This is a genomic window from Methylophilus sp. 42, from assembly GCF_000384155.1.
GTDB lineage: Bacteria > Pseudomonadota > Gammaproteobacteria > Burkholderiales > Methylophilaceae > Methylophilus.
Window position 1 is genome coordinate 1,308,804 of record NZ_KB913031.1, and the last position, 20,128, is coordinate 1,328,931.

The window sequence follows — 20,128 nt, forward strand, 5'->3', positions numbered from 1 at the left end:
GGAGTTGCTAGGCGTATAATCAACTCATACCAACCATGTTCCAGGTTTACTAATGGCAAGCTGCTGCGAAGACAAAGGATGTGAAGTAACGGCTTTAAGGGAATCTCATGGCCGTGTGCTTTGGGCTGTCCTAGTCATCAATGCTGTGATGTTTGTAGTTGAAGCTTACTCTGGCATAGTTGCTCACTCTACGTCACTGCTGGCTGACTCTCTGGACATGCTAGGTGATGCGATTGTTTACGGCTTCAGTCTGTTTGTCTTGGCTAAGTCTCTACGCTGGCAAGCTTTAGCTGCTGTGATTAAAGGCGTGTTCATGCTGGTGTTTGGTATTGGCGTATTGTTAGAGGCTGTCTACAAGGTCTTCAATCCAGTTGTGCCTAATGCTGAACTTATGGGGACGATAGGTGCGCTTGCTCTGTTTGCTAACCTCGTTTGCTTTGGCATGCTTTATAGACATCGAAGCGATAACTTAAACATGAGTTCGACCTGGTTATGCTCTCGAAATGACCTGATTGCCAATGTAGGCGTGTTGATTGCAGCGGGTGCCAGCTACTGGTTAACCTCACGCTGGCCTGATATTGCGGTAGGGACACTTATTGCTGGTCTGTTCCTGCATTCCTCTGCGTCTGTCCTTAAGGAAGCACTCGACGAGTTGCGTAAGCCGCCTTCAGAACCAGTTAAGCATCCCCAGGCTGTGGCAGTTGGTGTCGGTATGCCTGTTAGACGCAACAAAAAGACAACAGTAGACTAATCAGTCCTCAAGCCTCACCTGCATTTTCTCAACCCTTTTAAGTTGGTTGTCCGTAAATCGCTCTACTACAGAGATTCGTATTATGTAGATAGCAACTGCGACACAAGCAAAGAAAGCGATGTTGATTAGGTATCTCTTCATTTTTTAATAATTAAAATACCAACTTCCAGCATTCGTTTTTTAAGGTCTCACAGAGGAATTTTTGCTTATTCAGCCTTTTCTCTAATCTGAAGCTGGTTCCGTTCTCGACTTGAAGTTTGCCATAAACGAGGTAAGTGTCTTTATCCGTTTCAATCTTAGTATTGTCTGAGCTAAAAGTGCTAGGTATGAAGACTGCCTTAACTAAATGCCCGGCGTTAACAGAGTCTACTACTTGGGCTTGCCTAGCTTTGTTGGATTCTCTTAGAGAGTATCCAGCAATAATAAATAAGGCCACGAAGAAAAATACAGCTACATATGATTTTGAGTTTCCCCTAGCTTCCTGGCTGCCTATTCTATTAGTTTTCATACATCAACTATTTTCTCATTTTGTAATAATCTAAATTGTATAGTATCAATCGAGTCGAGCGAGACTCTCTAATGCTAATCACACTAGCGCGGCTTATCTTGAATCCTTAGCAACTGATTTACAGATACTCACCGGTGTGGTCTTTAGTGTTTAAACTGAGGGTGATCTCACGCTTAGGCGAGTAGTGGCTTAATAAATCTTGGCGGAGAAGGAGGGATTCGAACCCTCGATACGCTTTCACGTATGCCTGATTTCGAGTCAGGTACATTCAACCAGCTCTGCCACTTCTCCGGGATGTTTTGCAACCTTTTGACACTCCAAAAGGTGGCTGGGCGATTAGTCTACACTGTGGCGCGCGTGCTGTTCAACAAAAATATAATGGCTTTTATTGGGCGATTATTGCAGTGGCAGCACGATTTGGATCAGCAGGCCAGAAGCGGGTACTGGTTTGTTGCTGATGGATAGTTTTCCACCATGTTTTTCAACAATCATGCGGGCGATGGCGAGGCCGAGGCCGGTGCCGCCTGTTTGGCGTGAGCGGGAATCTTCCAATCTGCGGAATGGTTCCAGTACATTGCTCAGTTCTTGTGGCGGGATGCCGGGACCGTCGTCAGAAATCACGAAAATGACCTGTTTGTCTTCTGCGTGCAGTGACAGGGCAGGAGTTTGCGCATAGGCAATTGCGTTATTCAGCAAGTTGGTCAGGCAACGCGTTAACAAATGTGCCGAGCCGAGGATGGTAATGGACTGTGTGGGCAGGCTGCTGGCGATGGCATGGCCAGCATCTTCAAAGTCATCGCATACGGCGGTTGCCAGCGCGGTCAGATCGACTTTGCTTTTATGGATGTTTTCACCGCACAGGCGGGCAAAGTCCAGGCCTTCGCGCACCATGGCCTGGGTGGCGGTGAGGTCTTTGATCAAGCCTTGTTTTAACTCCTGGTCTTTGACTTTTTCCAGGCGCAAACGCAAGCGCGTGAGAGGGGTTTGCAGATCGTGTGCAATCGCACCCAGAATAAAGCCACGCTCCTGAATATGCTTGAGGATGCTGCGCTGCATTTCGTTAAAGGCTTTGGCAGCATGGCGCACCTCGGTGGAGCCTTCATTTTCAGGCAAAGGTGCGTGCTCAATATTGTGTGCCAGTTGTAAGGCGGCGTTTGCCAGTTTGCGCAATGGCTGAGTGGCAACAGAAGCCACGGCCCAGATAATGCTGATCAAGCCAAAGAATGCCAGCACAATGGTGAGCGGGTTGCGTTCATGTGGTGGCCCGGCCGGTGGGCGATGACCGCCGTAGTGCAGTTCGATCAACACAGATGTATTGTCTTCAAGGTGGGTGTAAACCGCCAGGCATTGACCATGAGGATGCGGCGGTGGTGCACCAAAGCCGGGCGGTGGTGGCGGTGGGCGGCGCGGGGCGCAATGGCTGGGCTTGGACAGGCTGATAAAGTCAGCCACTTCTGGCACCAGCAAGTTGTTGAGGTTGGCTAATTCTGCAGGCAACAGCGGCGCATTTTGCGGCGGTTCTACGCCCAATGTGACATGGCTGCCCATACGTTTAAACACGTCCTGAATCTCGGAGCGTTTTTCGGGCACGGTCGCCTCGAGGATGCGGATCATGCTTTCAATGCGGTCGAAGGCGAACTGGTCGCGCAGGCGCGTTTCATTTTCGCGTGAGTCGCGTTGCCCCAGCATGCTCACTACCGTCGCGGTGAGCAGAATCCCAATGACGGTAATCAGGAAGATACGGACCGACATGGTGCCCAGCAGTTTCTTTATCATCACTCTAGTGCTCTTTATAGTCAGGTGCTTTTTTATTTAAGATAGCGGACGTCTGCGGTGAGCAGATAGCCTTCATTACGTAGCGTTTTGATCATGGATGGACTCTTAGTATCCACTTCAAGTTTCTGTCTTAATCTACTGATTTGTAAGTCTATTGATCTATCAAATGGGCCTGCTTCTCGGCCATGCATTTCTTCCATCAACTGATCGCGACTCAAGGTGCGGTTGGCGTGCAGCAGCATAAAACGCAAGAACTTGAACTCGGCATTGGACAGCGGAATACTGGTGTTGCTTTGGTCGATCAAGGTCCGGTTCTGGATATCCAGAGTCCATTCGTTAAAGCCAATAAAGCGCAAAATACCGCTGTCAGCAGGTTCTTCATGATGCGCCTTGCCAGGGTTTTCTGCATGCATGCGCGAACGGCGGATGACACTGCGGATACGCGATAACAGCTCCAGCGGCTCAAACGGTTTTGCCACGTAATCGTCAGCACCGGTTTCCAGGCCCATAATCGTATCCAGCGAACTGGTGCGCGCCGTCAGCATAATAATAGGTAGCAAGCGGTATTTGGGCGATTCACGCAACTCACGACACAGCTCGATCCCGCTGCGTTGCGGCATATTGATATCGAGGATAATGACGTCTGGTAGTTGCCGCTCTAGCGCTTGCCACATTTGTGCGTGATTGGCTGCCTGATGGGTGATCAGTTGATTGTCTTGCAGAAAATCACACAGCAAATCACGAATCGCATCATCGTCATCTACTACCAGTACATGTGTGTCGGGATGGCCGTCAGTCATAAACAAAGTCTCGGGCTTACAAGATTGAATATTGGAGCACAAAAACCGGCCATTGTGGCCGGTTTTGCACATTAAATCAGGATGGTTTTATTTTTCATGACGTGGACCACCGTGATGTGGTCCTTCATGTTGAGGAAAGGCATTTTCATCAAATGCTTTCTTCTGGGCATCGTTCAATTGCGCATAAAAAGTACGCACTGCTTTAGCACGTTCAGCCTGACGCGTATCACGCTCTTTGTCCCAGGCTTCCATTTTATCCAGACGTTGCAGTGTATTGAGTTTGCTTAACTCGGCTACATCCGGATGCTCAGCTTTGTCTTGTGGCTTGATTTGCGCCTGATAGTTTTTCCAGGCGTTTTCCTGGACACTGGTCAGTTGCAAAATGGTGTGCAATTTTTCCTGGTGCTTTTCAAAATGCTCCAGGCGGTGTTCCTGCCAGTTGGTTTTGTCAAATTTACCTTTGTCGCAACCATGGCCGGGTTCGGCAAAGGCAGTGCCGCACACCAAAACCAGAAGACCTGCGAATGCCAGTTTTTTCAGTTTCATGATGTATCCTTTAATCATTATTGCGAAATTGCAATGTTGACATTAAAACACCCGAATGTATCGGGTGTTTGTCTGATGAAACTGGCTATGTAACAGAGTGTATCTGCTTATTCGATGCCCTGGCTGGCGAGGTAATCCTCATAGTTGCCAGTAAAGTCGACAATGCCGTTAGCTTTGATTTCGATAATACGGGTGGCAATCGAGCTGACGAATTCACGGTCATGGCTGACAAAGAATAAGGTACCTTTGTATTTATCCAGCGCAGTGTTCAGCGCTTCGATCGATTCCATGTCCATGTGGTTTGTTGGCTCATCCATGAGTAACACATTGGTTTTTGCCAGCATCAGTTTGCCATACAGCATGCGGCCTTTTTCACCACCAGAAAGCACTTTAACTGACTTTCTGGTCGCTTCGGTCGGGAACAGCAAACGGCCGAGCATACTACGTACGGTGTTGTCGTCATCGCCTTGTTGACGCTGCGCGGTCATCCATTCAAACAGGTCTTCGCCTTTTTCGAATTCGTATTCATGGTCTTGCGCAAAGTAGCCCAGCTTGGCTTTTTCTGCCCATTTGACTTCACCGTGTTTAGGTGCGAGATCACCGGCCAGACAACGCAGGAACGTGGTTTTACCGATACCGTTTTCACCAATGATGGCGACTTTTTCACCGGCTTCAAACATCAGTTCTATATCGTTGAATAAGGTCTTGTCAAAGCCATGGCTGAGTTTTTTGAGTTCCACGGCATTGCGGTGCAATTTTTCCCTGTCGTCAAATTCAAAGCGGATAAACGGATATTGGCGACTGGAAGGCTTGAATTCTTCCACCTTGATTTTATCAATCTGCTTGGCACGGCTGGTCGCTTGTTTGGCTTTAGAAGCGTTAGCCGAGAAGCGGCGCACAAAGTCCTGCAAGTCGGCAATTTGCTGTTTGGCTTTGGCGTTGTCTTTGGCTTGCTGGTTACGTGCGGCAATGCTGGCTTCCATGTAATCATCGTAGTTGCCAGGGTAAGAGGTGATTTTGCCGTAATCCATATCGCAGGTATGCGTACATACCTGGTTTAAGAAATGGCGGTCATGCGAAATGATGACCATGGTGCAGTCACGATTATTGACCACGTCTTCCAGCCAGCGGATGGTGTTGATATCCAGGTTGTTGGTCGGTTCATCCAGCAGTAATACGTCTGGATTAGCAAACAGCGCTTGTACCAGCAATACACGTAGCTTCCAGCCTGGTGCAACTGCACTCATCGGGCCGGTATGTTGTTCCAGCGGAATGCCTACGCCCAGCAGCAATTCGCCCGCACGCGCTTCGGCGGTATAGCCGTCGTACTCGGCAAACACACCTTCCAGCTCAGCCGCACGCATATAGTCGTCTTCCGTGGCTTCGAGGTTGGCATAAATGGCGTCACGCTCCTGCATGGCCTTCCACATTTGTTCGTGGCCCATCATCACTACGTCCAGCACGCGCTGGTCTTCGTAGGCGAATTGATCCTGTTTCAAGAACGCCATGCGCTCATTGGGGTCCAGGCTGACGTTGCCGCTGGTTGGCTCCAGCACGCCGGCCAGAATTTTCATGAAGGTGGATTTACCGCAGCCGTTGGCGCCAATCAGGCCATAACGATTGCCGTCGCCAAATTTGACAGAGACATTTTCAAACAGCGGCTTGGAGCCAAACTGCATGGTGATATTGTTTGCAATTAACATGAACAACTTTCAAAAAGTTTTGCCGCGGTTGAATGCGGATAAATAAATGCTTCAAAAATACAGGGCACGCAAACTGCGGCGTGCCGGTGTTTTAAAATGTGTTGTAGATGACGACTTCATCCATAGGCAACTGGCCACCACGTGCTTTGGCTTCTTCCATCGCTTTGCCGACGACGACAAACATCACTGGCACATGGTCAGCAGGCAGGTTGATCAGCTTAGCCACAGCGTCAAAATCAAAGCCATCCATCGGGCAGGTGTCATAGCCCATTTCCTTGGCTGCCAGCATCAGCGTCATGGCGGCCATACCGCCTGAGCGCATGCCTTCATCGCGTTCTGCCTGCGTGTGATCAGTGTAATAGTCGTGAATTGCCTTCACCAGGTAGTCGCTTACTTGTTGCGGCGCATTGACCCAATAGCGCGCCGGGTCTTTCGCCCAGGCTTTGAGGTCTGCCGTCAGGACAACCAGCAACGAGGCATCAGTCACTTGTGCCTGGTTCCAGCTCACTGCGCGGATTTGATGACGTAACACCGGATCAGTCACCACCACAAACCGCCAGTGCTGAATGTTGAAAGCAGTCGGCGACAGCATGGCCAGCGAGAACAGTTGCTGGATTTCCGCTTCTGTCATCCGGTGGGTAGGATCGTAAGCTTTGATCGAGCGACGTTCCTGGATGGCTTGTGATACGTTCATGATGTGTGTTTATTCATACTCAATAGTTAAAATATCCAGCTGCAAAGGGCCGGCCGGACGTTGCCAAACGGTGCTGTCACCAGCTTTGCGACCCAGTAGCGCTTTGGCTACTGGCGACACGTAACTGACTTTTTGCCGCGCAATATCTGCCTCATCTTCGCCGACGATCTGGAAAACGGATTGTTCGCCGGTTTCATCTTCTACCAGCACTTTGGCACCAAATAATACGGTGTGCCGTGGTTGCTGCGCGGGATCTACCAATTGCGCAGATTCCAGTCTGGCTAAAAAGTAGCGCAGATCGCGGTCAATTTCAGCCAGCTTTTGCTGGGCGCTTGGGTCTTCTTTGCGGGCAACATATTGGTTGCGTGCTGTTTCCAGTGTTTTGACCGTGTGCTGTAATGTTTGCAAACCTTCTGGCGTGACATAGTTAGCATGCGGGCTCAGCGGGCGCTCCGGTAAATTCGTCCCCGCCAGTTCCAGATCATCTTCTTTGACAAAACCGCGACTCATGCTGTCTGTTGTATCACCTAAAAGTTACAACGCTTAGAAGTACGTCAGCCCCAGCGCAGCCCGCACTTCACTCATGGTGTTTGCCGCGACTTCGCGTGCCTGTTCGGTGCCTTCACGCAGCAATTGCAAAATGTAGCCCTTGTCATTTGCCAGTTCGGCGCGACGGCTGCGAATCGGTTCCAGCATTTCCTGCAACACGGCTTCGAGGCGTTTTTTAACGATGCTGTCTGCCAGGCCGCCACGTGTATAGTGTGCTTTGAGCTCAGCGACGGCGGCTTTGTCAGTATCAAACGCATCCAGGTAGGTGAAAGCGATATTGCCTTCAACATGGCCTGGGTCTTCAATCTTCAAATGCAGCGGATCAGTGTAAACGCGCTTCACTGCCTTAGTCACTTCGTCAGCCGTCGCGCCCAGGTTAATCACGTTACCCAGTGATTTGCTCATTTTGGCCTTGCCATCAATGCCAGGCAAGCGGCCAAGCTCTGGCACCAGCGCTTTGGTTTCAACCAGGATTTCCTGCTTGGTGCTGGCGTTTTTATAGGTACGGTTAAAGCGGCGCACGATCTCGTTGGTTTGCTCAATCATCGGGATCTGGTCTTCACCCACTGGCACCAGCGTGGCTTTAAAGGCGGTAATGTCCGCGGCCTGGCTGACAGGGTAAGTGAGGAAACCCGCCGGAATATCACGTTCAAAATCACGCAGGCGAATTTCTTCTTTCACCGTCGGGTTACGCTCCAGTCGCGCCACTGTGACTAAGTTCAGGTAATAAAACGCCAGCTCAGTCAGTTCAGGCACTTGTGACTGGATAAAAATGGTCGACAGCTTAGGATCTATGCCGACGGCCAGGTAATCCAGCGCCACTTCCACCACATTGCGATGCACTTTATCGATGTCATCCATATTGTCGGTCAGCGCCTGTGCGTCGGCCAGCATCACATATTGCTTGTATTCATGCTGGTATTTGACGCGGTTGCGCAAGCTGCCAACAAAATGCCCCAGGTGCAATGGGCCAGTCGGGCGATCGCCAGTCAGGATAATGGATTGTTTGCTCATCGTATTGTGCTCTAATCGGTCTGAGATTGGTTAGTGAATGAAGGCTATTCCCACTCGATGGTGGCAGGCGGTTTGCCGGAAATGTCGTACACCACGCGGTTAATGCCGCGCACTTCGTTAATGATGCGGTTGGAGACTTTGCCCAGCAAGCTATACGGCAACTCTGCCCAGTGCGCGGTCATAAAGTCGCTGGTGACGACGGCGCGCAACGCGACCACATAGTCATAGGTGCGGCCATCGCCCATCACGCCGACTGACTTCACCGGCAAGAACACGGTAAATGCCTGGCTGGTGAGGTCGTACCAGGTTTTACCTGTGGCAGCGTCTACAGTGTTGCGCAGCTCTTCAATAAAGATAGCATCTGCGCGTTGCAGCAATAAGGCAAATTCGCTTTTCACTTCACCTAGAATACGTACACCCAGGCCTGGGCCTGGGAACGGGTGGCGATAGACCATGTCGCGCGGTAAGCCGAGTGCGACGCCGAGTTCGCGTACTTCGTCCTTAAATAGGTCGCGCAATGGCTCCAGCAGTTTCAGGCCCAATTGTTCAGGCAAGCCGCCGACGTTGTGGTGGCTCTTGATGGTGACTGCTTTTTTCGATTTGGCGCCACCGGATTCAATCACATCCGGGTAAATCGTGCCTTGCGCCAGGAAAGTCGCGCCTTTGTGGCCAGCGCCGCTGGCTTTGAGTTTGGCTGCTTCGGCTTTAAATACTTCCACAAACTCGGCACCGATGATTTTACGTTTGGCTTCCGGGTCACTGACACCAGCCAGTTTACCCATAAATTGCTCAGTAGCGTCAACGCGGATCACATTGGCATGCAGGCGGCCAGCGAACATTTCCATCACCATATCGCCTTCATTCAGGCGTAACAGGCCGTGGTCAACAAACACGCAGGTCAGCTGGTCGCCAATCGCGCGATGAATCAAGGCGGCCGCGACGGAGGAGTCAACGCCGCCGGACAAGCCTAAAATGACTTCTTCGTCACCGACCTGGGCCTTGATTTTTGCCACCGCTTCGCTGATGTAGTCACCCATAATCCAGTCTGGTTTCGCTGCACAGATATCCAGTACAAAGCGCTCCAGCATGGCCTGGCCTTGTTTGGTGTGTGTGACTTCAGGGTGGAATTGCACGGCGTAGAAACGGCGGTCTTCATCGGCCATGGCAGCAATCGGCGTCGTGTCGTTGCTGGCGATGACTTTAAAGCCTGCTGGCAGCTCGGTGACTTTGTCACCGTGACTCATCCAGACGTCAATCAGGCCATGGCCTTCTGCGTTGGTGGCATCCTGAATATCGCGGAACAGGGCAGAGTGGCCGCGTGCGCGCACCTGCGCATAGCCAAACTCACGCTTGGTGCCTGCTTCTACCTTGCCACCCAGTTGTTGTGCCATGGTTTGCATGCCGTAGCAAATGCCCATCACCGGCACGCCCAGTTCAAATACCGCTTGCGGTGCCTTGTCGGTTTCTTCTTCATACACGCTGGCATGGCTGCCGCTGAGGATAATGCCGTCGGCATCGAAGTTTCTGACAAACTCGTCAGACACATCGCAAGGGTGGATTTCGCAATACACATGTGCTTCGCGCACGCGGCGGGCGATGAGCTGGGTAACTTGTGAACCGAAGTCTAGAATGAGGATTTTTGAGTGAGACATTTTTTTAGCCACAGAGTGCACAGAGGACACAGAGGGTTGAGAGAAAAAATCTCTGTGTCCTCTGTGTCCTCTGTGGCTGGTTTAATAATGGTCAGTGAGACTTAATCTACGCGATAGTTAGGTGCTTCTTTAGTAATCTGTACATCATGCACGTGCGATTCACGCATACCGGCACTGGTGATTTGTACAAACTCGGCTTTATTGCGCATATCTTCAATGGTGGCACAACCGACATAGCCCATGGAGGCACGCAAGCCGCCCATTAACTGATGTACCACGGCAAAGACGCTACCTTTATAAGGCACACGGCCTTCAATACCTTCTGGTACCAGTTTGTCAGCGTTCGCGGTGTTGTCCTGGAAGTAGCGGTCAGAAGAGCCTTTTTGCATGGCGCCGATAGAACCCATACCGCGGTAAGACTTGTAAGAGCGGCCCTGGAACAGTTCGACTTCCCCTGGCGCTTCTTCGGTACCGGCGAACATGCCGCCCAGCATGACGCTGTATGCGCCAGCTGCAATGGCTTTTGAAATATCACCGGAGAAACGAATGCCGCCGTCAGCGATAAATGGCACGCCGGATTTTTCCAGTGCTTTAGCCACGTTGCTGATGGCCGTAATTTGTGGCACACCGACACCAGCGACAATACGGGTAGTACAGATAGAACCTGGGCCAATGCCGACTTTCACGCAGTCGGCACCGTGGTCTACCAAGGCTAGCGCAGCTTCAGCAGTGGCAATGTTGCCACCAATGACTTGTAGTTTTGGATATTTGGTCTTCGCCCATTGCACGCGGTCCAGCACGCCTTGCGAGTGGCCATGTGCGGTGTCGACGACAATGGCGTCTACGCCAGCTTCAACCAACGCATCAATACGCTCGTCAGTGCCTTCGCCCACGCCCACCGCTGCGGCGACGCGCAAACGGCCTTTTTCATCTTTACAGGCCAAGGGGTGATCGTGCGATTTTTGAATATCCTTGACGGTGATCAGGCCTTTGAGTTCGTAGTTTTGACCGACGACCAACAGGCGCTCCAGGCGGTGCTTGTGCAGCAGGCCCATGATTTCTTCACGGCTGGCACCTTCTGGCACCGTGACCAAACGGTCTTGCGGTGTCATGACATTGCTGACGGCTTGATCCAGGTTGGTTTCAAAGCGCAGGTCACGGTTGGTGACAATGCCGACGACTTTGCCATCTTGCAAGACTGGCAGGCCGGAGATTTTTTGTTGTTTGGTGATGTCCATCACTTCACGCACGCTCATGGCGGGGTGGATGGTCACCGGGTCAATCACGACCCCAGATTCGAAACGTTTTACGCGGGAGACACGGGAAGCCTGCATCTCAATCGTCATGTTTTTGTGAATGATGCCCATGCCGCCCAGTTGCGCCAGCGCAATTGCCATGCGTGCTTCGGTAACAGTATCCATCGCAGCAGATAACAGCGGGATATTTAAAGTGATGCTTTTGGTCAGCTTGGTACTTAGGTTGACCTCGCGAGGCATGACATTCGAATGGGCTGGAACGAGTAAAACGTCATCAAAGGTCAGGGCTTGTTGCAACAAACGCATGTGAATTCCTTATCTCCAAAATATAATTATACCGATTTCGTTTTGCCTTGACAAAGCGTTTTGCATTTTTTGCCGGGATGCTGGTAGTGTTTGGCATGGTTTGTGCATGGATGTTTTTTAATTAAGAGCAGGGCGTGAGTGATGAAGATGATGTTGAAACTGATTTTGGCAGGATGTCTGCTGTGCAGCTGGCAGGCCAGCGCTGAAATCTATAAATGGCGCGATGAAAAAGGCGTGATGAATTATTCTGACGTGCCACCACAGGCAGGGGCCAATAGTACGCAAAAAATCAAGGCCGCCACGGTGCCTAATGATATTCCGCTGACGCGCTCGGATGCTTATCAGCGCGAAGAAGGCGCGTCCAGCAGCAAAAGATCACTTGATAACCGTGAGGCTGCCGGTAATGGGCAGTCAGCCGAAGCTGAGGCGCTTAAAGCCATGCAAGAGCGCTTGAAGGCACAGAACTGTGCTGCCGCAAGGTCTAACTACCGTAACTATGCCGTTGGCGGCCGCATGCAAAATGTCAATGAAAATGGCCAGAAAGAGTATCTGACGGATGATCAAATCAGGGAAGGCCAGGCCAGGGCGCAGCAGGAAATTGACGAAAATTGTCCAGTTGAGTAACCAAAAGCGTTCGCTTTTATTCAAAGCTGGCGTTTTTACTTCCCATTTTTGGCAGCTGCGCGTAGCCTGCGCGCTTCTTTAGGATTCGCCAGCAATGGTCGGTAAATCTCTACCCGGTCCATGGCTTTCAGTATCGTCCCGTGTTCTGTCTTCTTGCCAAAAATGCCCAGCACTAAGTGATCCAGCGAAATATCAGGGTATTGCTGTGCAATGCCTGATTGGATAACGGCTTCCAGTGCAGTCGTGCCCGGGCTCACTGTCAATGCAATAATCGTTTGCGTCTGCGGTAAGGCGTAGGCAACTTCCACAGTCATCATCTCGGCTTGCGTGTTTGGCATTCGTGCTATTTCAAATGCAGTTTGTCGGCCTGTTTGACAAAGCTATCCACAAAGGTATTGGCAATGTGGCTAAATACAGGCGCGATAATGCGTTCGACCAGGCTGTTGGCAAACACATATTCCAGTTTGAATTCAATTTTGCAGGCATCTTCCCGCAGGGCGATAAAGTGCCAGTGGCCGGTGAGGTGCTTGAACGGGCCATCGACCAGGGTGATATCCATATGGTGAGGCGCTTGTTTGTGGTTGCGCGTAGTGAAGTGTTGCTGAATGCCATGGTAGCGAATATGAATCGTCGCTTGCGTCACCAGCTCTGTGCGCTCTATGAGTTCACTGCCGCCACACCAGGGCAAAAATTGCGGATAATCCTCCACTGCATCCACCAATTGAAACATGGCGGCACAAGAGTGCATGACTAAAACGGTTTTTTCTACTTGCGCCATTGAGTTAAGCCATTTCAGCGATGGTTCCAGAACGGAATTGGGTTTTGAGTTAAAATGCTATTTTAAGTGATTTAAGTCTGCACACCAGCGTTATGAGCATCGCGCAAAACAAAAAAGCGTTTTTTGACTACTTTATCGAAGAAAAATACGAAGCCGGCCTTGTGCTTGAAGGCTGGGAAGTCAAAGCCATACGCGATAACCGTACCAACCTCAAAGAGGCTTACGTGGTGGTCATGCGCGGCGAGTTGTACCTGATTGGCTGCCATGTGACGCCGCTGGGTGCTGCCTCCACCCATATCCGTCCTGATGCTATCCGTACACGTAAATTGTTGTTGCACCGCGAAGAAATTGACAAGCTGATTGGCAAGGTTGAGCGCGCCGGTTACACCATTGTGCCGCTGGACATGCACTTTACACGTGGCCGCATCAAGATCCAGATTGGCCTGGCCAAGGGTAAAAAACAGCACGACAAGCGCGATACTGAAAAAGAACGTGACTGGAAGCGTGAGCAGAATCAGCTGTTAAAAAACAAGCAACGCAGTCGTTAAACCCAGGTCAGTCCCTGTTATTCGCACCATCATTCATGGTGCGTTTTCATTTTATTCTCTACGGACTTTTCCCTGCACTTGTCCGTTCGTGCTGATGCGTGCGTTTTCAACTTTTTTGTATTTGCTCTCCATCCATTTTCAATGAATGGAATTTTTCACTTGCAAACTTAAATGTTAATTTTTATTAATAAAAGTTGTTTTAATGTAATTAAATTGTGTTAATCTAAATTGGTTGGTGCCGCTTTGAGTGGAGGAGATTCACTTGTTTTAAGGCCCAACTATTTTCATTAACAATTTAAATAAGGAAGAAGTTATGCGTGAATTAACAATGACTGAAGTTGAAGTGGTTTCTGGTGGTTTTTCCATTATTCCTGAGTATCCAACATCCTTGGGTCTGGTAGGCGGTATCGCTACTATCCTGACTGGCGCTGGTTACATCATTGCCGTTGCCGGTACTAACCTGGCACTGGGCTTGAACGAAGCATTGGGCATTGCGACACCACGTCCATTCTAAATTTAAGCTGTAAAAGAGAGCGCCATTGCATCTGATGTAATGGCGCTTTTTTTATTGCTGTGAGTGTGCTTCAGAATTGCTGGTAAATGCGTTGCGTTTGTGCGCTGCGGTAGGGTTTTTGCGATAGTGCTTTAGGGCCATTGCCCTTTAAATATCCTCCACTATAATTCGCAAATCGTTATCACGGTAACGATTAATTCAAATAAAAAACTTGCATGAGAGGAACGCTCACGTGGCTATCAATAAAACAATCAAAACGCTTTTTCTAGGCTTGAGCCTCAGCCTGGCCAGCCTCGGTACGCAGGCCGCAGTGATGACCGTCAACTTTAACTACACTGGTTCGACCTTGTTTAACCTGGCAGGTAACTTTAGCTACGATGCGGCTACCGCCGGTACCATGGTGGATAAGACTGAGTTACTCAGTTTTAAGTATGATGTGTTTGCCAAAGCGGATCCTGCGACGCCGCTTTTCGGTTATGTGCTGTCTGATTTGCAATCGCGGGTCGACTTCATTTTTAACTTTGATACCGTCAATCAACAGTTGACCAATACCCGTGCAGCACCTCAGCGCTGGCAGATTGGTTCTTTTGGCTTTGCGACAAACGCGGGGCGGGACAACAGCCTGGTCGGGCAGGCGACTATTAGGGATGGTACCGACATAGATACGGTAGTTGCTGCAAATTTTGCATCTGCGATGAAATATCATGTGAGTACCGTGTCCGAGCCTGAAAGTAGTGGCCTGATACTGGTGGGCCTGGGCTTGATGGGTGCCGTGCTGCGCCGTCGCCAGCTGGTTTAATCACCCAGCGTGACGGCAATCTAAAAAACCTCACCGCGGTGAGGTTTTTTGTTGGCAACATTAAAGACTAATTGGCTGCAGGCGTGGCCATGGCACTGCGTAGTGCGGCCGGAATGAGATCCGGCAGATCATCAGCAATTAAGCCTACACCAAACAGGCTGGCCGCTGCGCCATGTAGCCAGGTGGCAGCGGCACAGGCTTCAAAGGCGGGCATGCTTTGCGCCAGCAGGCTCGTGATCATGCCTGCCAGCACATCCCCTGCGCCAGCGGTGGCCAGGGTGGCTGGGGCGTTGTCATTGACGATTAGTCTGCCATCCGGGTTGGCAATAATCGTGTGGGCGCCTTTGAGGAGCACGATGGCCTGGCTGAGTCGGGCGGCTTCCTGTGCTTGTTTGAGGCGGGTGGGTAGTGATTCATCTGGCCGTTGGCCAAATAGCCGCGAGAATTCACCATCATGCGGAGTCAGCACGCAAGTAGATTGGATGTTATTTTTGAGTAGATCAAGCTGGCCATTGAGGCCGCTAATAGCATCTGCATCTATCACTACCGGTTTGCCACTGGCCAGCATGTTGAGGGTTGTTGCCAGTGTTTGTTCGCTTACGCCAGCACCGGGGCCAATCAGGCAGGCGCTGACGCGCTGGTCTGCAATCAGCGCGTAGAGTTCATCTGGCTGGGTGTAGGGTTTGACCATAATGCTAAGGCATTGGCTGGCATATATAGGCAAGGCGCTGTCGGGCACGGCAATGGCGGTCATACCTGCGCCTGCGCGTGCTGCAGCCAGTGCGGCCAGCCTGGCTGCACCCGTGACTGGATAACCGCCTTGAATCAGGACATAGCCGCGATTGTATTTGTGGCTACGGGCATCCGGCTGGGGGAGTAAGTGTTGCCAATGTGCTGGCGTGTTGAGTAGAGGGTCGGGCATGGATGAATTGTATGCTTGTGATGTCAGATTGGCGAGTCCACGCAAGATTTTATCCCTCGTGTTCATTGTCGGCGAAGGGGCTTTACGGTAAAATGTTCTCCCGTCTGTAACAATCTCTAAGTACCTTATCCATGACCAAATATGTATTCGTAACCGGCGGTGTTGTTTCTTCTCTTGGAAAAGGTATCGCAGCTGCCAGTCTTGGCGCGATTCTCGAGTCCCGTGGCATTAAAGTCACCATGTTGAAACTCGACCCCTATATTAACGTCGACCCCGGCACCATGTCACCGTTCCAGCATGGTGAAGTGTTTGTCACCGACGATGGCGCCGAAACCGACCTTGACCTTGGCCATTACGAGCGCTTTATCAGCAGCAAGATGTCCAAGCGCAATAACTTTACGACGGGCCAGATTTACGAAACCGTGATCAAAAAAGAGCGTCGCGGTGAATATCTGGGTAAAACCGTGCAGGTGATTCCGCATATTACCGATGAAATCAAGGCACACGTCAAACGTGGTGCCGAAGGCGCAGATGTAGCGATTGTTGAAGTCGGCGGCACGGTAGGTGATATTGAGTCATTACCGTTTCTGGAAGCCATCCGCCAGATGGGCTTTGAAGAAGGCCGAAATAACGCCTGCTATGTGCATCTCACCCTGTTGCCCTGGATTCCGACCGCTGGCGAGTTGAAAACCAAGCCGACGCAGCACTCGGTTAAAGAGTTGCGCGAGATTGGTATCCAGCCAGACATCCTGTTGTGCCGTGCCGAGCGTGAAATCCCGGAAGATGAAAAGCGCAAGATTGCCTTGTTCACCAACGTGCCTTTTGAGGCCGTGATTAGCGCGATTGATAGCGATTCTATTTACAAGATTCCAGGCTTGCTGCATGAGCAAATGATGGATGAAATCGTCTGCCATAAATTGAATATTTTGGCCAAAGCGGCCGATTTGTCTGCCTGGCAAAAAATTACCCACGCGCAGGCCAATCCAAAAGAAATCGTTGATATTGCCTTTGTTGGTAAATATGTTGACCTGACCGAGTCTTACAAGTCACTGACTGAAGCCCTGATCCATGCCGGTATCCATACCGAGTCTAAAGTCAAAATTCATTATATTGATAGTGAAGATATTGAAAAGAATGGTACCAATGGCCTGAATGGTATGGATGCGATTCTGATTCCTGGTGGCTTTGGTGTACGCGGTACTGAGGGCAAAATTGCGGCCATTCGCTATGCACGTGAAAGCAAAGTGCCTTATCTGGGGATTTGCCTGGGCATGCAACTGGCTGTGATTGAATATGCGCGCAATGTGGCCGGGCTGAAAGATGCTAACAGTACCGAGTTCAACCCGAAAACTGAGCACAAGCTTATTGGCCTGATTGATGAGTGGCAAGACGCTTCTGGCAAGATCGAGAAACGTGACGAGCATTCTGACCTCGGCGGCACCATGCGTTTAGGCGCTCAAAGCTGTCCTATCGTGCCAAATACCCTGGCAGCCAGCATTTATGGCAATGAAGTGAATGAGCGTCATCGTCACCGTTATGAAGTCAACAACCATTACGTGGACCAGTTGAAAGCTGCAGGTTTGGTGATTTCTGCACGTACGCCACGTGAAGAACTGTGTGAAATGATTGAGCTGCCGCAAACAGAACATCCATGGTTTGTGGCTTGCCAGTTCCACCCTGAGTTCACCTCTAACCCACGTAGCGGCCATCCATTATTTAAAGCCTATGTGCAGGCAGCCCTGGCGCAAAAAGCGACTAAAAAGTAAGGAATTCTCATGAAGTTATGTGGTTTTGACGTTGGCATTGAACATCCGCTGTTTTTGATCGCGGGTCCTTGCGTCATTGAATCCAAACAAATGGCGATTGATACCGCTGGCCAGTTAAAAGAAATGGCCGCGCGTATTGGCGTGCCGTTTATTTACAAATCGTCTTACGATAAAGCCAACCGTAGTTCCACCAAAACCTTTAGAGGGTTTGGCTTGGAAGAGGGCCTGAAGATTCTGGACGAAGTGCGTGCCCAGATCGGCGTGCCGATTTTGACTGATGTGCATACTGAAGAACAGGTGCCGCATGTGGCAGCAGTGGTCGATGTGTTACAAACACCGGCTTTTCTGTGCCGCCAGACCGACTTTATCGTGGCTTGTGCCCAGTCCGGCAAGCCGGTGAATATCAAAAAAGGCCAGTTTTTGGCGCCTGGTGATATGAAACAGGTGGTTAACAAGGCGAAAGAAGCCAACGGCGGTATCGACAACATTATGGTCTGCGAGCGCGGCGCTTCTTTTGGCTATAACACGCTGGTGTCAGACATGCGTGGCCTGGCCATTATGCGTGAAACCCATTGCCCGGTGGTGTTTGATGCCACACACTCGGTACAACAACCTGGAGGGCAAGGCGATAAGAGCGGCGGTCAACGTGAGTTTGTGCCGGTGCTGGCACGCGCAGCGGTGGCCAGCGGAATCGCCGGTGTGTTTATGGAAACGCATCCGGACCCAAGCAAAGCCTTGTCAGACGGACCGAACGCCTGGCCTTTGGGCAAAATGGAAGATTTATTGCATCTGCTGGTCGATCTCGACAGACTGGTGAAAAAAGCCGGTTTCGCAGAACAAACCCTATAATTTTTTGACATCTTAAGATAAGGATAAATCATGAGCGCTATTGTAGATATTATCGCCCGCGAAATTATGGATTCACGTGGCAACCCGACCGTTGAAGTCGATGTCTTGCTGGAAAGTGGTGTCATTGGCCGTGCTGCAGTACCTTCAGGTGCTTCTACTGGGGCCAAGGAAGCCATGGAGCTGCGTGATGGTGACAAGAGCCGTTACCTGGGCAAAGGCGTGTTGAATGCGATTGAAAACGTTAACACCGAAATCACTGAAGCGATTATCGGCCTGGACGCTGAAGAGCAAAGCTTTATCGACAAAACCCTGATCGAGCTGGATGGCACTGATAACAAAGACCGTTTGGGCGCGAATGCTATTTTGGGCGTGTCTATGGCCTGTGCACGTGCGGCGGCTGAAGAAAGCGGTTTGCCTTTGTATCGCTACCTGGGCGGCTCAGCATTCATGCAATTGCCAACCCCAATGATGAACATCATTAATGGTGGTGCGCATGCAGATAACTCCGTGGATATTCAAGAGTTTATGATTGTGCCAGCCGGTTTGCCAACCTTCCGCGAGGCGTTGCGCGCGGGTGCGGAAGTGTTCCATGCCCTGAAGAAAACATTGCATGCCAAAGGTCTGGCAACCACCGTAGGCGACGAAGGTGGTTTTGCACCTAACCTGCCATCCAACGAATCTGCCTTACAATTGATCATGGAATCAATCGAGGCAGCAGGTTACGAGCCAGGTAAAGACATCTACCTGGGCCTGGATTGCGCCAGTACCGAGTTTTACAAAGATGGTAAATATCATCTGGAGTCAGAAGGTGCTGCACTGACTTCTGCGCAATTCTGCGACTACCTGGCGACCTTGGCAGGCAAATATCCTATCATCACCATTGAAGATGGTATGGACGAATTTGACTGGGATGGCTGGGATCTGCTGACGCAGCGCCTGGGTAAAACCACGCAGCTGGTGGGCGACGATCTGTTCGTCACCAACCCGAAAATCTTGCGTGAAGGCATCCAGAAAGGCGTGGCCAACTCTGTGCTGATCAAAGTGAACCAGATTGGTACTTTGACCGAGACTTTCCAGACTATCGAGATGGCTAAACGTGCCAACTACACGGCAGTGGTTTCACACCGTTCAGGTGAAACTGAAGATACCACTATTGCGGATATCTCTGTGGCGACCAATGCGTTGCAGATCAAAACTGGCTCCCTGTGCCGCTCAGAGCGCGTGGCCAAGTACAACCAGTTGCTGCGTATTGAAGAAGAGTTGGGCGATGCCACTAGCTACGCAGGTTTGTCTGCGTTCTACCAGTTGTTCAAGTAAGCTGGGTGAAGTCAGGTCACTGATAGGTCAACGTGCGTAAACTGACAGTCGTATTGGTGGTCCTGATTGCCCTGCTGCAATATCCATTGTGGCTGGGTAAAGGCAGCTGGTTGCGTGTCTGGCAGTATTCGCAGCAGATTGAGGCGCATGAAAAGCGTAATGAATATTACCGTCAGCGTAACGACACTTTGCGTGAAGAGGTGCGCGACCTGAAGCAAGGTCAATCGGCGATTGAAGAGCGTGCGCGTAGCGAGCTGGGGCTGGTGAAGCAGGATGAGGTATTTTTCCAGGTGATCCAGAATAAGCAGTCTGTGACGAGCAAACCACGCTCACCGCTGGAGGCGAAGCCAACTGCGGAAAAGCAGCTAGAGGCTAAACCGCTTGATGTGAAGCCAGTAGATGCTGACGTGAAAGCGGACTAATACAGTTACTTCATAAAAAAGGCGCCTGAGGCGC

At 50.8% G+C, this 20,128-nt stretch carries 21 protein-coding genes and 1 tRNA gene; 9 read left to right on the plus strand and 13 right to left on the minus strand.

Going from position 1 to position 20,128, the window contains the following annotated elements:
* The first annotated feature begins 52 nt into the window (after positions 1 to 52).
* Positions 53 to 751, plus strand: a complete 699-nt coding sequence (locus MET42_RS0106410) for a cation diffusion facilitator family transporter (protein ID WP_019882021.1) — start codon at positions 53 to 55, stop codon at positions 749 to 751.
* A 708-nt stretch (positions 752 to 1,459) separates the two neighbouring features.
* Here the strand turns inward: MET42_RS0106410 and MET42_RS0106425 are convergent.
* The 10 genes from MET42_RS0106425 to guaB form a co-directional block, all read right to left on the minus strand.
* A tRNA-Ser gene (locus MET42_RS0106425) sits at positions 1,460 to 1,550 on the minus strand.
* 105 nt (positions 1,551 to 1,655) lie between these two features.
* Positions 1,656 to 3,035 (minus strand): ATP-binding protein, encoded by a 1,380-nt coding sequence (locus MET42_RS0106430; protein ID WP_019882025.1) that lies wholly within the window; start codon positions 3,033 to 3,035, stop codon positions 1,656 to 1,658.
* Positions 3,036 to 3,067: 32 nt separating this feature from the next.
* The gene (locus MET42_RS0106435) at positions 3,068 to 3,835 is read right to left on the minus strand and encodes a response regulator (RefSeq protein WP_024929912.1); all 768 of its coding nucleotides are present in this window, start codon (positions 3,833 to 3,835) and stop codon (positions 3,068 to 3,070) included.
* An 87-nt stretch (positions 3,836 to 3,922) separates the two neighbouring features.
* Complete coding sequence (locus tag MET42_RS0106440; protein WP_019882027.1) at positions 3,923 to 4,381, minus strand: Spy/CpxP family protein refolding chaperone; 459 nt, start codon at positions 4,379 to 4,381, stop codon at positions 3,923 to 3,925.
* A gap of 107 nt (positions 4,382 to 4,488) precedes the next feature.
* A complete protein-coding gene (locus MET42_RS0106445; RefSeq protein ID WP_019882028.1) occupies positions 4,489 to 6,084 on the minus strand; it encodes an ABC-F family ATPase in 1,596 nt (531 codons plus the stop codon).
* A 91-nt stretch (positions 6,085 to 6,175) separates the two neighbouring features.
* Entirely contained in the window at positions 6,176 to 6,778 is a 603-nt protein-coding gene (locus MET42_RS0106450) for a nitroreductase family protein (protein ID WP_019882029.1), read from the minus strand.
* 9 nt (positions 6,779 to 6,787) lie between these two features.
* On the minus strand, positions 6,788 to 7,288 hold the full coding sequence (locus MET42_RS0106455; protein WP_019882030.1) for a GreA/GreB family elongation factor: 501 nt from the start codon (positions 7,286 to 7,288) through the stop codon (positions 6,788 to 6,790).
* Between the two features lie 33 nt (positions 7,289 to 7,321).
* A complete protein-coding gene (trpS, locus tag MET42_RS0106460; RefSeq protein WP_019882031.1) occupies positions 7,322 to 8,341 on the minus strand; it encodes a tryptophan--tRNA ligase in 1,020 nt (339 codons plus the stop codon).
* Between the two features lie 44 nt (positions 8,342 to 8,385).
* The gene (gene guaA / locus MET42_RS0106465) at positions 8,386 to 9,993 is read right to left on the minus strand and encodes a glutamine-hydrolyzing GMP synthase (RefSeq protein ID WP_029512349.1); all 1,608 of its coding nucleotides are present in this window, start codon (positions 9,991 to 9,993) and stop codon (positions 8,386 to 8,388) included.
* 101 nt (positions 9,994 to 10,094) lie between these two features.
* Positions 10,095 to 11,555: an IMP dehydrogenase gene (guaB, locus tag MET42_RS0106470; RefSeq protein ID WP_019882033.1), complete on the minus strand. Its 1,461-nt coding sequence runs from the start codon at positions 11,553 to 11,555 to the stop codon at positions 10,095 to 10,097.
* Between the two features lie 141 nt (positions 11,556 to 11,696).
* Here guaB and MET42_RS0106475 point away from each other — a divergent pair, with 141 nt between their 5' ends.
* A complete protein-coding gene (locus tag MET42_RS0106475) occupies positions 11,697 to 12,179 on the plus strand; it encodes a DUF4124 domain-containing protein (RefSeq protein ID WP_019882034.1) in 483 nt (160 codons plus the stop codon).
* A gap of 35 nt (positions 12,180 to 12,214) precedes the next feature.
* Here the strand turns inward: MET42_RS0106475 and MET42_RS0106480 are convergent, their stop codons facing one another.
* Together MET42_RS0106480 and MET42_RS0106485 are read right to left on the minus strand one after the other, a co-directional pair.
* Positions 12,215 to 12,517: an RnfH family protein gene (locus tag MET42_RS0106480; protein ID WP_019882035.1), complete on the minus strand. Its 303-nt coding sequence runs from the start codon at positions 12,515 to 12,517 to the stop codon at positions 12,215 to 12,217.
* Positions 12,518 to 12,522: 5 nt separating this feature from the next.
* Complete coding sequence (locus MET42_RS0106485; RefSeq protein WP_019882036.1) at positions 12,523 to 12,957, minus strand: type II toxin-antitoxin system RatA family toxin; 435 nt, start codon at positions 12,955 to 12,957, stop codon at positions 12,523 to 12,525.
* A gap of 92 nt (positions 12,958 to 13,049) precedes the next feature.
* On the opposite strand from MET42_RS0106485, the gene smpB reads away from it, so the two are divergent.
* The 3 genes from smpB (at position 13,050) to MET42_RS0106500 (ending at position 14,818) form a co-directional block, all read left to right on the plus strand.
* Positions 13,050 to 13,505 (plus strand): SsrA-binding protein SmpB, encoded by a 456-nt coding sequence (gene smpB, locus MET42_RS0106490; protein ID WP_019882037.1) that lies wholly within the window; start codon positions 13,050 to 13,052, stop codon positions 13,503 to 13,505.
* Positions 13,506 to 13,818: 313 nt separating this feature from the next.
* The gene (locus tag MET42_RS0106495; protein WP_019882038.1) at positions 13,819 to 14,019 is read left to right on the plus strand and encodes a hypothetical protein; all 201 of its coding nucleotides are present in this window, start codon (positions 13,819 to 13,821) and stop codon (positions 14,017 to 14,019) included.
* Positions 14,020 to 14,251: 232 nt separating this feature from the next.
* Complete coding sequence (locus MET42_RS0106500; protein ID WP_019882039.1) at positions 14,252 to 14,818, plus strand: PEP-CTERM sorting domain-containing protein; 567 nt, start codon at positions 14,252 to 14,254, stop codon at positions 14,816 to 14,818.
* A gap of 67 nt (positions 14,819 to 14,885) precedes the next feature.
* Here MET42_RS0106500 and MET42_RS0106505 read toward each other — a convergent pair whose 3' ends face one another.
* Positions 14,886 to 15,740, minus strand: a complete 855-nt coding sequence (locus MET42_RS0106505; RefSeq protein ID WP_019882040.1) for an NAD(P)H-hydrate dehydratase — start codon at positions 15,738 to 15,740, stop codon at positions 14,886 to 14,888.
* A gap of 131 nt (positions 15,741 to 15,871) precedes the next feature.
* On the opposite strand from MET42_RS0106505, the gene MET42_RS0106510 reads away from it, so the two are divergent.
* From MET42_RS0106510 to ftsB, 4 genes are read left to right on the plus strand one after another with little or no spacing between them, the layout of a single operon-like run.
* Entirely contained in the window at positions 15,872 to 17,506 is a 1,635-nt protein-coding gene (locus tag MET42_RS0106510; protein WP_019882041.1) for a CTP synthase, read from the plus strand.
* Positions 17,507 to 17,515: 9 nt separating this feature from the next.
* On the plus strand, positions 17,516 to 18,355 hold the full coding sequence (gene kdsA / locus MET42_RS0106515; protein ID WP_019882042.1) for a 3-deoxy-8-phosphooctulonate synthase: 840 nt from the start codon (positions 17,516 to 17,518) through the stop codon (positions 18,353 to 18,355).
* Between the two features lie 30 nt (positions 18,356 to 18,385).
* A complete protein-coding gene (eno, locus tag MET42_RS0106520) occupies positions 18,386 to 19,672 on the plus strand; it encodes a phosphopyruvate hydratase (RefSeq protein WP_019882043.1) in 1,287 nt (428 codons plus the stop codon).
* A 32-nt stretch (positions 19,673 to 19,704) separates the two neighbouring features.
* Positions 19,705 to 20,094: a cell division protein FtsB gene (ftsB, locus tag MET42_RS0106525; protein WP_019882044.1), complete on the plus strand. Its 390-nt coding sequence runs from the start codon at positions 19,705 to 19,707 to the stop codon at positions 20,092 to 20,094.
* Positions 20,095 to 20,128: the final 34 nt, after the last annotated feature.